Source organism: Clostridioides sp. GD02404, from assembly GCF_045898275.1.
Lineage (GTDB): Bacteria > Bacillota > Clostridia > Peptostreptococcales > Peptostreptococcaceae > Clostridioides > Clostridioides difficile_A.
On record NZ_JBJOCA010000016.1, the window covers coordinates 24,020 to 38,198 of the forward strand.

12 protein-coding genes are annotated in these 14,179 nt (G+C 25.3%); 10 read left to right on the plus strand and 2 right to left on the minus strand.

Translation table 11 applies throughout. The features are described 5' to 3' along the window. A complete protein-coding gene (locus tag Q3287_RS11045; RefSeq protein WP_407964081.1) occupies positions 1-459 on the minus strand; it encodes a GyrI-like domain-containing protein in 459 nt (152 codons plus the stop codon). 357 nt (positions 460-816) lie between these two features. Here Q3287_RS11045 and Q3287_RS11050 point away from each other — a divergent pair, with 357 nt between their 5' ends. The 7 genes from Q3287_RS11050 (at position 817) to Q3287_RS11080 (ending at position 7,566) form a co-directional block, all read left to right on the plus strand. Beyond that, entirely contained in the window at positions 817-1,173 is a 357-nt protein-coding gene (locus Q3287_RS11050) for a GntR family transcriptional regulator (protein ID WP_054270091.1), read from the plus strand. 72 nt (positions 1,174-1,245) lie between these two features. Further along, complete coding sequence (locus tag Q3287_RS11055; protein ID WP_054276563.1) at positions 1,246-1,962, plus strand: ABC transporter ATP-binding protein; 717 nt, start codon at positions 1,246-1,248, stop codon at positions 1,960-1,962. Beyond that, complete coding sequence (locus tag Q3287_RS11060) at positions 1,955-2,779, plus strand: ABC transporter permease (protein WP_407964082.1); 825 nt, start codon at positions 1,955-1,957, stop codon at positions 2,777-2,779. The genes Q3287_RS11055 and Q3287_RS11060 overlap by 8 nt, the downstream gene beginning before the upstream one ends. 10 nt (positions 2,780-2,789) lie before the next feature. Next, positions 2,790-4,007: a hypothetical protein gene (locus Q3287_RS11065; RefSeq protein ID WP_407964083.1), complete on the plus strand. Its 1,218-nt coding sequence runs from the start codon at positions 2,790-2,792 to the stop codon at positions 4,005-4,007. 8 nt (positions 4,008-4,015) lie between these two features. Further along, positions 4,016-4,828 (plus strand): hypothetical protein, encoded by an 813-nt coding sequence (locus Q3287_RS11070; protein ID WP_407964084.1) that lies wholly within the window; start codon positions 4,016-4,018, stop codon positions 4,826-4,828. Positions 4,829-4,838: 10 nt separating this feature from the next. Beyond that, positions 4,839-6,107, plus strand: coding sequence for a hypothetical protein (locus tag Q3287_RS11075; protein WP_407964085.1), 1,269 nt, complete (start codon positions 4,839-4,841; stop codon positions 6,105-6,107). A gap of 277 nt (positions 6,108-6,384) precedes the next feature. Beyond that, positions 6,385-7,566: an amidohydrolase family protein gene (locus Q3287_RS11080; RefSeq protein WP_407964086.1), complete on the plus strand. Its 1,182-nt coding sequence runs from the start codon at positions 6,385-6,387 to the stop codon at positions 7,564-7,566. Between the two features lie 136 nt (positions 7,567-7,702). Here the strand turns inward: Q3287_RS11080 and Q3287_RS11085 are convergent, their stop codons facing one another. Beyond that, positions 7,703-8,653 carry a CotA family spore coat protein gene (locus Q3287_RS11085; RefSeq protein ID WP_054270101.1) on the minus strand — a complete coding sequence of 317 codons (951 nt, stop codon included), beginning with the start codon at positions 8,651-8,653 and terminating at the stop codon, positions 7,703-7,705. A gap of 251 nt (positions 8,654-8,904) precedes the next feature. Here Q3287_RS11085 and Q3287_RS11090 point away from each other — a divergent pair, with 251 nt between their 5' ends. The 3 genes from Q3287_RS11090 (at position 8,905) to Q3287_RS11100 (ending at position 14,008) form a co-directional block, all read left to right on the plus strand. Further along, the gene (locus Q3287_RS11090; RefSeq protein ID WP_167641101.1) at positions 8,905-9,699 is read left to right on the plus strand and encodes an ABC transporter ATP-binding protein; all 795 of its coding nucleotides are present in this window, start codon (positions 8,905-8,907) and stop codon (positions 9,697-9,699) included. Continuing rightward, positions 9,700-11,766: an ABC transporter permease subunit/CPBP intramembrane protease gene (locus Q3287_RS11095; RefSeq protein WP_054276572.1), complete on the plus strand. Its 2,067-nt coding sequence runs from the start codon at positions 9,700-9,702 to the stop codon at positions 11,764-11,766. It begins immediately after the preceding gene. A gap of 700 nt (positions 11,767-12,466) precedes the next feature. Then, a complete protein-coding gene (locus Q3287_RS11100; RefSeq protein ID WP_407964087.1) occupies positions 12,467-14,008 on the plus strand; it encodes a putative bifunctional diguanylate cyclase/phosphodiesterase in 1,542 nt (513 codons plus the stop codon). The last annotated feature ends 171 nt before the right edge of the window (positions 14,009-14,179 follow it).

Consider the following 14,179-nt stretch of genomic DNA (forward strand, 5'->3'; position numbering starts at 1 on the left):
TTATTCCTCCTCTTTAAGTGGAAATATGATTTCTGTAATATATTTATCTGGATTTCCTTTTATCAGCATACCTGGTCCTTTAATGAATACTTCTCTCCAAGGAGTTTGTATTTCTATATTATTTTCATGAATATATTTAAATATCATTTCATACGTTTTTTGCAAATTACTATAGGCTCCTATGTGAGTAAAAAACAAAGCTTTTGTTTTAGGAAATTCTTTTATGGTTACACCAATACGATTTGGAGTTTCTGAAGTCGGAACACATAGTTCCATTTCTCCAATACCAGTTTTTTGGTCAACATTATAGTAGCAAAAGAAAGGAGCTCCATTAGATTTTCCTTTTATAGATTTAAATACATTTGGAAAGTATTTTGTTGCTTCAGTCATAGGGCCATTATAACGCATAGTAGCTACTGTGACTGGTTCAATATTTTTAATTTCAATTTTATAACTCATTTGTTTACCTCCTAATATATACCAATATTCTTATTAGATTTTTAATTGTTAATACATATAAAACTTTTAAATGATTGATAACATATAATCTTATCTCATTCACTTGTTTTCAAGTCTAACATAACATAAAATATATATCCTCTCATTTGATGCTCCATTTTGTAAAGTTATAATTCAAGCTTTACTTTCAATGCCTTAATAAATTAAAATAAAATGTAAATTATAAAAAGGTGTTTACAAACTAAGTGTATTAATCGTATAATACACTTAATAGAATATTAAATAAAATACGAGCTAAAGGTGTATTTTTTTAAAGCAAGTGTACTAACGTATTAATACACTAGAATAGGAGGAAGCATGAATTTTGAACTAGATAATACAACACCCATTTATTTGCAGATAATAAAATATATAAAAAGACAAATAGTAATTGGAGCTTTGAGACCAGGAGAGACGATACCATCGAGAAGAGAAATGGCACTTAATCTAAAAGTAAATCTAAATACTGTTCAAAGAGCATATAAGGAGATGGGTGATATGAATATAATAAATACTTTTAAAAACTATCAAAGTAGTGTAACAGTTGATGAAGATATACTAAAAAACTTAAAATTAGAATTGATAAATGAATCTTTATCTATTTTTATAGAAAATATGAAAGCAATAAAGGTTACTAAAGAGGAAGTTTTAAAGATAATAGAAGAAGAATACTAGTCTTTTAACAATTATAAAACTTAATTAAAAAAATTTATTGTACGAGCATATTAAATATGGAGGGTACTAATTATGATAGAAGTAAAAAATGTCAGTAAAACATATAAAAGGATGCAAGGTCTTAAAATAAGAAAGATAAATGCTTTAAAGAATGTAAGTTTCAATATAGAAAAAGGTAAAATAACTGCATTACTTGGGATAAATGGTGTTGGTAAATCAACAATGTTAAAAGCAATAGCAGGTCTTATAAATATTGATAGTGGAGAGATTCGTATAGATGGAGAAAAAATAAATGAAAAGATATATAATAAATTAGCATTTGTTCCAGATGTAGAATCTCACTTTAGTAATACGACAATAAAAGAAACCTTTGAATTTATGGAGATTTTTTATCCAAAATGGAATAAAGAGAAGTCAAAAGAAATGATGAACATATTCAAATTAGATGAAGATGAAATAATAGATAATTTATCAAAGGGAAATATTGCAAGAGTAAAATTAATTCTTGGATTTTGCCAAGACCCAGAATATATACTACTTGATGAACCATTTACAGGAATTGATTTATTTAAGAGGGAAGAATTTATAGGAGTAATAGCACAATATATGGAGGAAAATCAGGCTATTATCATCACTACTCATGAAATAGTAGAAATAGAAAGTTTAGTTGATGAGGTTGTAATTCTTGATGAAGGTAATGTTATAACTTCATTTAATGCAGAGGAATTAAGAGAAATAGAAGGTAAATCTATATTAGATAAGATGAGGGAGGTATATAAGAATGAATAAACTTCTATATCTAATAAATGTAGATTTAAGAAGAAGTAATAAATTTTACATAGCTTATATATCATTTTTTTCATTAATTACGCTTAGTTTAAATTTATACGAAATGAATAAACTTAAGAATTCTAAATTTATTCTAAACTTAGCAGTAGAGAATTTTGGTGGTATATTTTATGGAATAGGGATACTTAGTAATATTAGATTTATCCAACATATTCTATTCTTTGGGATGTTGGGAATGTTTGTATACTATGTTTTTATGTGGAAAAGAGAGTTTTTTTCCAAAAATCAAAGTATTTACACTCTTATGATGCTACCTCAGAATAAGTTTAAGATTTGCATATCTAAGTCAATTGCTTTGATAACAATGATATATGGTTTTTTGATAAGTCAGATAGCGACATTGTTTGTATGTAAGTGTATATTTAATTTTATCTTTAAAAATGTGCCAATAATAAAGGTGCCTTTTGCGCAAGATTTATATTATTCAACTTTGAGGAGTATACCTGTTGATTTTATATCTTTCATGGTGATTTATGTATTTTTATTACTTATAGCCATTTCTCTTGTAAATTGTTGCATATTATTTATATTTTCTTATATAAATAAGTTTTATGTGCTTTTAGTTACTTTTGTAGTTCTAATAGGTCTATATTTTTCAACAGTATATATAAATATAATCAATTTATTTAGGAAATATTATGTGTTCATTGGAACACAATTTAATACTTTAGTAGCTGGTGTGCTAAGTTTTTTAATTATAATGTTTATTCTAAATGGAATATCTTATTTACTAATTAAAAAGAAAGTATCTCTTTAGGAGGGGTGGTATGAAATTAAAATCTAAAACACCTATACTTATTATATTTTTGACCTTAGTAATATATTTTAGTATAGGTTTATTAAATAATGAAGACAATTTGAAGATAAAAACTATAAAAGGTGACCCAGATGAATTAGACTATATAAACATAAAGTTTGGATATAATTTTAATGGATATATAAATTCATATTATACAATAAATGGAAGTAATAAAATTAAAAAGACTGAATTAGTAAAACCACAAAAAGAGAGTGAGAATATAAATAATTTAATTGATGTATCTAGTGGTTCCGATTTAATTACTCATGTTGGTTTTGAAATGAATGATAATTCAAAAGATATAAATTTTGTTATAGATGAGAAAAAAGAAGATTTGGATAAAGGAGTATTTGCATCTGAAGGAAGTGATAAAGACATTGAATATGAAAAATTAGATATGAATAATTTTAAAAGAACAAAATATAAGGTAGATAAAAGTACTGATGATTATTATACAAAGGTACTATCATCAAAAAGATATAAAAAAGACTTATATGTGTCTGTATTTTATGGCGCGATAGGCGATTCGTCAGAAATCAATAAAAAAGGCTTAAGCACCATAGATATAATAAAAATTAACCCAAAAAATAAAAAAATACAGACGGTAAAAAGTATAAATTTAAGTAATTATTTTTTTGAAAAATACTCAGATGTTGATACTATTCGTGTAGGTTATGCTAGTAAAGGACAAGATAAAATGTATATTTTAATAGAAGTATTAAAGGCAGATATGGATGGTAATAGTAACTCTGAAATTACTTTACTTGAGCATTTACTTGAGTATAATGTTGAAGAAAATAAAGATAAAATAATAGAATTAAAAACTGATGATAGAATGAATAATTTAGTAAAAGCAAGTCTAAAAGATAATAAATTATATATGGTAATGTCAAATGATTATGATGACAGTCCAGGCACAAAGTTAAGTTTATTTACCTATAATGTGATTGATAACAGCATGAGTGAAGATAAGTATGTTTTAGAGGACAAAGAAAAAAGAGGTATTAAAAATGTTGAAATAGACTCAAATAAAATCATTGTATATACATCAAAACTAGACCCTGTGTTACATTGGGATGATAAATTTATGTTGTATATAATAAATAAAAACTCTAAGGAAATAGTATACGAAGGAAAATTACAGTTTAACACTTCAAATAGTAATTTAGAATTTGAAATAAAGTAGGTGAATTAATGAAAGATTTAATGAGATTATTCGAATTTGAATTAAAAAGAAATATAAAAAATTATATACTTATAATTATTTGTTGCTGTTCTTTTGTAATTTTAAATATAGTAAAGAATTTAAATGACTATAATTATATAATAGAAAATGCAGTTAAAGATGAGCAATTAACGAAAGTAGGAAATACAATAGAAACAATAAATTTTACAGGTTTCTCAAGCTTTAGAAATATAATGAGTTCTACAGAAGCATGGTTTATGTTTGGTATAATTGCATGTATTTGCTATGCTTTTTTTATTTGGTATAGGGATTTTGATGGTAAAAGTAAATCTATATATACACTTATAATGCTTCCAAAAAATAGAATTAATATTTATACATCTAAGTTATTAAATATATTATTTCTAGTGTATAGTTACACAATAATATTTACAATAATTTTATTTGTTTTAAATAAATTATTACCTAATTATATGCTTGGAAATATTGCAAGCTACGGTTTTGTGCAAGATACAATATATAAGTTAAAAATGTTACTTCCATATAGTTTTAAAATACTATTTGTGGAGTATATATTTTTACTGATAGGATTTGTGTCTGTAGTGTTTACATCAATTCTTATAAATAAATCTATTTATAAACTAAGAACTTTAATAAGTTTCATGTTTTTAGCTTTGGAGATTTTAGTATTTATAATCTCTGTGGAATTTGTTATACCTTATGAATGTAGTAATATATTTATTGTCCTGTATTCAAGTATAAACATATTTATATGTAGTTTTATATCCAATAAACTTTTGAAACAGAAGATTGATTTTTAGGGGGTGTATTATGAAAGAAAAAAATATAGGAAAATATACAATATGTTTTATAATAGTGTGTTTATTGATGATTATAATGACTTCAATATTGAGTTATTTTAATAAGGACAAACTATCTGTAAATACTTTAAATGGTAATATAAAAGATATAGGAAAAGTAAGTTTAGTATATACACCTAATATAAATAAATTTTCTTATGAAGAGGTAATTGTAAGTAAGAATGGAATAAAAAATGATACAAGTCCTAAATCAAGAATTGGAAATGATTATTTGAATATCGATAAAAAATACAGTGATTTTATTAATAATAAAGGATATGAATTTGTATATAAAGATGATTTAAATATAGGAGAAGCATATACCTATATTAAGCCTACTTTGGGACAAGAGAATAATAATTTAAATGATTGTATAAAGATTTCAAATAAAAATTTAAAAAATGGTGTAGAAGAAAGTTTTGATATTAGTTTAAAACAATCTGATTTTAAAAAAAATAGTTGGCAAACTGTGTTTAATAAAATATATAAAGGAAACTTATATATGGTAGTTAGTGAAACTAATCTTTCAGGCTCTAAAGTCAATAATATTTGCATATTAAAGATAGATATAAAAGATAAGTCTTATAAATTATTAAATAGATTTGATTTAAACTTACATAATGACTATAAACAAAATATACATGAAATTAAATTTTCTATAGGAAGCAAAATCTATTTGGAAATGGTAAGTAATAAGAGTACAAACGGAGATATTGAAGGGCATGATAATTATTCTAACCTTATTATATATGATATAGAAGATGATACTTTTAATATTAGTAATAAATTTATGGATAATCTAAATCAAGAAAAAAATGCCAATTCAAAAGAAATGGGTTTATTAAGCAAAACGAAGTTAGATTATATTGTTAAGAACAATAAGTTAAATCTTATAGCTACAGATAGGAGTAATTTTGTAATCAATCTTGTTTATGATATCAACTCGAATGATATTAAGCTAGAGGATTATGAGATACTTGATTTTAAAGTAGATTATAGTGATACATCATCTGGAATTAGGAAAGTTAAGTTATTAGATGATAAGATATATTCTATTTCAAGCATAAAAGATACTCTATCAGGAGGAAGAAAGGGAAGTAAAGAGGTTTTTGATGTAATTGGAACGAAACCAGTAAAATTTCAGGTATTCGATAAGAAACTTAAAAAGACATTATATGAAGCTGAGTTAATAAATGGAGATGTAAATATACACGATAAGTTATTTTTTGTTGCAAATTAGATGATATTATTAATTGCATTTCTTTAGATTGATATATATTTGCTATATATTAAATAGAAATAAGATGGGATAATCTTTGATTATTTCGTCTTATTTTTAAATTTAATATAAAGGTGCTTTTTAATATTTTTTTATATTGTATATCATCATTTAACTTGTATTTAATTTACTTAGATTTGAAATAGGATGAGTATAGTGGTAAAATTAATTATTAGAATATTAAAAATAATAAATAAATAAATAATACATTATACTTAAAAAGGGGGAGCACTTTAAAATGAACAAAAAATATATTAAAGCAGGAAATCTAATTGATGGAACAGGAAATAGCATTATGAAAAATAAGGGGGTAATTATTGAGGGAGATACTATAGTTGAAATTGAAGACATAAGAGAAGATTTGGATGGATATGATGTATATGATTACTTAGATAAAACTGTTATGCCAGGAATTATGAATTGTCATGTTCATTTGACAATGGAGCCAGTTGGAAATCCAAAAGTTTATTATGAGAATGTATCAGATGTAGAGCTTGTGGTAAATACAATAAAACAACTTGATGCTTACTTGGATTCAGGAGTAACATATATTAGAAGTTTAGGTTGTCCTAAATATGTGGATGTACAACTTAAAAAACTTGTAGACAAAGGGTCTATAGATGGTCCTGGTATAGTTGCTTCAGGTCCAGTTATATGTATGACAGGAGGACATGGATATTACTTTGGGATTGAGAGTGATGGTATAGATGAATGTAGAAAATCAGCTAGAACAGTCTTAAAGAATGGAGTAGACTGTGTAAAGATAATGGCAACTGGAGGTGTAACGACTGATGGTGTTGAGCCAGGTTCACCACAATTGACTTTGGAAGAAATGAAGGTTGCTGTAGAGGAGGCTGTAAAAGCAGGAAAAATAACTGCTACGCATGCACAAGGTAGAACTGGTATAAAAAATGCAGTACTTGCAGGAATAACTTCTATAGAACATGGTGTTTATTTAGATGATGAGATAATTGATTTGATGCTAGAAAGAGAAACATACTTAGTTCCAACTGTGGCTGCTCCATATTTTATTCTAAATGCAGGAAAAGAAAGTGGAATAACTGAGGCGACTCTTAGAAAGTGTGAAATTGTCGCTATTCCACATAAAGAATCATTCTTAAAAGCGTATAAAAAAGGAATTAAAATTGCAGTTGGCTCTGATGCAGGAACTTCTTACAATGAACATGGGAAGACATATTATGAAATGAAACTAATGTCAGATTATGGTATGGATAATATGGATGTAATAGTGGCTGCTACAAAAACTGCATCTGAACTTTTAAGAATTGATAAAAATTATGGAACTTTAGAAAAAGGAAAGAAAGCAGATGTTATAGTTGTAGATGGAAATCCTATAGATAATATAGATGTATTAGCTGATGTATTAGCAGTATTTAAGCTTGGTAAAAAAGTTAGATAGAAGTAATATAAAAATAAAAAAGAGCGTCTAAAGTTATTTTTACATAGACACTCTTTTTTATTAACAATAATCAAATATTTTATATTTTAAAAACCATATGCCATTTTATATTTAAATATAGTACTTTAAAATTGTTTTATGCAATATAATCTATAGAATCTACACATACAAAGTATATTCTTGAGTCATTAGAGTTTCCAAGTACTAAAACATCATTTTTCTTACCTAAAACTTCAACACCAGTTAGAACTAAACTACCAGCTACTACAGTAACTTGATTATTTATTTTAGAAGTATAAAGGTTGTCAAGTATACCTTTATTACAACAACAATCATCACAATCACAGTTGCAATTACAATCTTTATATTGTTTTTTATCAAGATAATATCCTAAAGCTGCCACAAAATCATTATAATCTCCAGGTGCAACATTAAAAGCAACAGCTTTAAGAGAACATAATGATGCTAAATCTACAGTTGTTAGTGGATTGATTGTAGCAACTATATAATCAATTATATCATCAAGTATTGAATTTAATATACCTCCTAGGTCTATATTAGCAGGTACTGCTGCCTCTATAAGAGCAACTAATTCAGCTATACCTGGAATAGTGCCAATTGAACTAACTAATCCGCCAAGTGTCAATGGAATTGGTTTAGGATAATATATTTGACCAGATATATCTATTAAATCGCAGTTACAAGCTGAAAATCTTTTAAAAGTAGCATTAAGTCCAGATAGATTATCTTTTGGAGGTAGAGAGTAATCTATACCTACTAAATAAGCACCAACTATAAAGAAATCTGAAATAAAAGCAAACTGATTAAAATTAACAAAAGGTCTTATAGCATCATATCTTAAAAGTTCTAATGCATCTTTCATACTTTTTTTGCAGCAGCAATGTTCAGCTACTTTAGGTTCTTTACATTTGTTTGGATAATTATAGTATCTATCCTCTGTTTGATAATTGTCATAATATCTATCCTCTATTTGATAGTTGTCATAGTATCTATCATTTGTATTTATATAACCTTCTTCATATTCTTGAGAAAATCTAAAATTTTCTCTACATTTATTATTTTCCATTAAATGAACTCCTTTTATATTTTGATTTGAATATATAGATGATTAAGTTTATCTATATAGTAATATTATATTTAATATGTAAAAAAATGTTACAAAATATATTATAAAAGAATAAAAGAAGGTAATTTGTCAAATGATAGTGTGAATTTCTAGGGATACTATATTTTAAAACAAAAAACTTTATATAAAAAAGGTTTATATGTTATATTTATATAAATATATCTATAAACAAGAAGGGAGCAATTTAATAAATGATTGAGGTTAATAAATTATGCAAGTCTTTTACAAGGGTCGTAAAAGATGATAAGAATAAAAATTCAATAAGAAAGTTAAAGAAAATAAAAACTAGAAAAGAAGAGTTTCTTGCTGTGAATAATGTTTCTTTTAAAGTTGCAGAAGGAGAGATTGTGGGAATATTAGGTCCAAATGGTGCAGGAAAAACGACTTTGCTTAGAATGTTAGGAGGAATATTAACACCAACATCAGGAGATATAAGTGTTTCTGGATATGATTATTCAATGGATAGAAATTCAGCAAAAAAAGAAATAGGATATTTGTCTGGAAACACAAAGTTATATGGAAGACTTTCTCCTAGAGAGCTTCTAACAACTTTTGGAAGTTTATATGAAATGACAAAAGAAGATATAGAAGAATCGATTGAAAATGTTATAAAAATAATGGATATGAGTGAATTTATAGATAATAGAATTGAGAATCTATCAACTGGTCAGACTCAAAGAACGTCTATAGCTCGTTGTTTAATACATTCTCCAAAGGTGTACATTTTTGATGAACCAACATTAGGGCTTGATGTTTTAAGTAGTGCATCTATAATAGACTTTATGAAGAATGAAAAACTAAGAGGTAAAACAGTTCTTTATTCAACTCATTATATGGAAGAAGCAGAAACTTTATGTGATAAGATTTTTATGATTCACAATGGAAAAATAATTGCATCAGGAACACCAAATAGTTTGAAAGAGGAATCTGGAGTAAACAACTTGAGAGACGTATTTATAAAACTTGCTAGAAAGGAGGAAGTTTAGATGAGAAGTAAGATTGTAAAATACATATTTAAAAAAGAAATGTTGGATATATTGAGAGATAAAAAGACATTATTTATGATGATTGTTTTACCACTTCTTTTGTATCCTTTACTTATGCTATTAATGATGCAGGTAATGAATATGTCTGCAAATAGTATGAATAGCAAGGATATTAATATAGCCTTTGATAATAAACCAAATAAAGTATTAGTATCGATGATTGAAGATAATAATTTAGGTAAAGATACTGAAAGCAAAGATAATGTAAATGATAAAGGAAAAATAAGAATACTTGATGTTGATGATTATAAAAAGTCATTAGAAGAAAATAAAATTGATGCTTATATAAAGATAGAAGAAAAACAAGCATCTACAAGTTATAAAATATATATGAATTCTTCTCAAGAAAACTCTTCTAATGCAGTAAAGAGAATAGAAACTGTTTTAGATAAATACAAAAGACTTACTGTAGAAAAAAAATTATCTGATAAAGGTTTAGATGTACAATCTACATTAGAGCCTTTAACATATAGCACTGTAGATGTTGCAAAGACAGAAGAAGTAGCAGGCTATTTTTTAGGACAAATATTGCCATTCATACTGATAATAGGAGTCTTGCTTGGTTCAATATATCCAGCAATAGATGTTATGGCTGGGGAAAAGGAAAGAGGTACATTAGAAACTCTATTTACGCTTCCAATATCAAATTTAGAATTGGTTATGGGAAAATACATGGCTGTTTCTCTTAGTGCAATAGTAACAGCAATTTTAAATATTTTATCTATGGGATTGACTATGGCATTTATTTTAATTAGTGGAGGTCTTAGCAGTCAACTTGGCTTTGGAAATTTCAATTATGGAGATTTAATTTTACCAATTGTAACTACTTTAATCTGTATATGTCTGTTTTCAATGGTAGTAGCAGCAATAAGTATGTGTGTATGTTCACTTGCAAAAAGTTTTAAAGATGCTCAAAACTACATAACTCCTCTTATGTTAATTATTATGATACCATCATACGTCTCTATGATACCAAATATAGTGTTGGATAGGGTAACATCTGTAATACCTGTGGTAAACATATCACTACTTATAAAAAGTGTATTATCTTTTAAAAGTGATTTAAATTTAATAGCTTTAGTTTTGGTATCAAATATAGCTTTTGTTATATTGGCAATCATATTACTATCTAAGATGTTCAATTCAGAGGAAATACTTTTTGGTAATAGTAAGAGTTTTTCTTTTTTAGAGAAAAGATGCAATATAAAAAAAGGCTCTATACCAACTATAAGTGATGGTATTATTTTATACGCAGTGGGATTAGTTCTTTTAATTTATGTTGGTTCTTTAGTACAAATTAAATTTGGTATGGGTGGTATCATAATAACACAATTTATGATAATTTCATTACCATTAATATTTGCATACTATATTAAAGCTGATTTTAAAGAAGTGTTTAGCTTGAGAGTTCCTAAGTTAAAACATATACTTGGCAGTATTGTACTTTGGATTGGTGGATATATTCTTATTATGATTATAACACAACTAATTTTATTCTTGTTTCCTCAAAACATGGAAGTTGCTGAAAGTTTAAACGAAACCCTGTTTATGAAAGATAAGTTTTTATTAAATTTACTAACAATAGCTTTATTACCAGCTATATGTGAAGAAATATTTTTTAGAGGATTTATATTTTCTTCATTTAGTAAATCAAAGGATAAGAATAAGTCTGTTAAGTTGGCTATAATATGTAGTGGAGTATTATTTGGTATTATGCATATGGATTTTATAAGAATAATTCCAACATCTATACTGGGTATTATATTTGCATATAGTGTATATAAATCTGGTTCCATATTTGTATCGATGTTATTACATTTTTTAAATAATGGTATAGCAATTGTAGTAAGCCATTATACAACTGGAAATGTAGCCAATCTGTATAAATTTATTGAGGTCGATTTTGCCAATTTAAATATACTTAAATTTGTCTTAATTCTTTTAATAAGTTTTATATTAGTTGCATTGGGAGTAAGAATTTTATATAGAAAATCTTTAAAAAGTTAAATGTAGATTTACTATATATATTAAATATTGATTAGCACTAAAGTATATAAATATATCTTATATATAAAATACTTTAGTGCTATTTTATATATTCTCTTTATCTTTTAATTATATAAACTCTTTATTGTTTCATTTATATAATATTTTCATTATATAAATGAAACAATAAAGAGTTTTAATTTTATAGATTTATAGTTAAAAAATCAATTATGAGGAGATATATTAAAAAAATTAAATTAGATATTTTTTAATTTACTTAGGGATAAAATTTAAAAATTAGTTTGTCGAAATAAATATAGAAAGAAAAAACAGAAAAAATAAAGTATGAATATGTTGCAAATACTATATTTTGGAAAAAAGTAGTCATTTCTTGTAAAATGGATAGTTTATATTTATTTTAAATTTCATGAAATTTTCAGTTACTATAATTATAGAATGTAGTATATTAGTTGTCTTAACTATTGATTTATACATTTCATATCGGTATAATATAAAATAAATTGGATTATTTTGGTATATAATTATTGATAAAAGATACTTATTTTTCTTCGAATTATCTGAAAAATTTTATTTTTATATTATAATTTTACTATTTTCTTTTCAAAACTATCCATTTTACAAGAAATGGAAACTTTTGGGATATGCTTATTTGCTAATGGTTTATAATAAAATAGAGGTGTTTTAATGGGAGGAAATTTTTATGAGGAATTTACAAAAAAAATTAATGTTTTTTTTATTTATATGTATAATTTTACAGATTATACATACAATACCAGTTTATTCTTTAAATGAATTTTATCAAAATAACTCCCTAAGCAACTTTGAATCTATTATGTTTAATAATCAATTTATTAGCAAATATTCATTACAGATAATATGTATTATGGCTATGATATGTATAATGCTTATACTATATATAATATATGATAAATTAAGGTTTAGAATTAAATTGCAAAAGGTAGCTTATACAGATGGTCTTACAGGAGCAAGTACTATGGATAAGTTTGTGATTGATGCTAATAAGATATTATGCAAAAATACTCAAGAGAAATATGCTTTATTGTATATAGATATTGATAAATTTAAATATATAAATGACCTATTTGGATATGAAGTTGGAAATGAGATTTTACGTAACTTAACTAAGATTATTAAAAATAATATATTTGAAGATGAGATATTTGCAAGAATATCTGCTGATAATTTTACTATAATTATGAAATACATAGAAGAAAAAGATATAACAAATAGATTGAACATTATATTTGAAGAACTAGATTTATTTAATAATGATCAAGAGGAAAAGTATAAACTGGTTTTGAGTTGTGGAATCTACTTTATACTTTCAGAAGATAGAGATATTAATTCAATTATAGATAGGGCTAATATACCTCATAAAATGGCAAAAGGAGGACATAAAAGTTCCTATGCATTTTATGATAATAAGATTCATGACCAAGAAATAAAAGAAAAAGAGATGGAAAATACGATGTTTTCAAGTTTGGAAAATAAAGAATTTATTGTACATTTGCAACCAAAAATAGAACTTGATACAGGAGAAATACAAGGTTCAGAAGCTCTTGTTCGATGGAAAAGTTCTAATAAAGGTTTAATACCTCCAAATGAATTTATTCCATTTTTCGAGAAGAACGGTTTTGTAATAAACTTAGATTTATATGTACTTGAAGAAATATGTATACAGCTTAGAAAATGGATTGATGCAGGTATAAATCCAGTTACTATTTCGGTTAATGTCTCAAGGATACATTTATATTGCAATAATTTTATAGAAACATATAAAAATATAATTGATAAATATGAAATACCTGCAAAGTATATAGAACTTGAACTTACAGAAAGTATTATATTTGATAATTTTGACATCTTAATTGATATAATGAATAATTTAAAAAAAATAGGATTTTTGATATCTATGGATGATTTTGGTTCAGGGTACTCATCATTAAATATGTTAAAAGAAATTCCTATGGATATTTTGAAGCTTGACCAAAAATTTATTATGGAAACTTATAATAGCAATAGAAGTAAGATAATTGTTACTAAAGTTGTAGAAATGGCAAAAGAATTAGGAATGAAAGTGGTATCAGAGGGTGTTGAGACAGAAGAGCAGTTTCAGCTCTTAAAGGAAGTAAAATGTGACATGGCACAGGGATATCTGTTTGGAAAGCCAATGCCAATTGAAGAATTTGAAAAATTGATTATGTATAGCTCAATAAAATAGGAATTAATCTATATTATAAAAAATCTAATAAATTATGTTAAAAATGAACTCTAATACAGTGTTCATTTTTTTGTGAACTTTTTTATATACTTTTTAAGATAGTAAAATTATTTAAGATTAAAAGGAAATTAATATAAAGATATTGTGCTAACTAAAAAGTAAATTGATAAA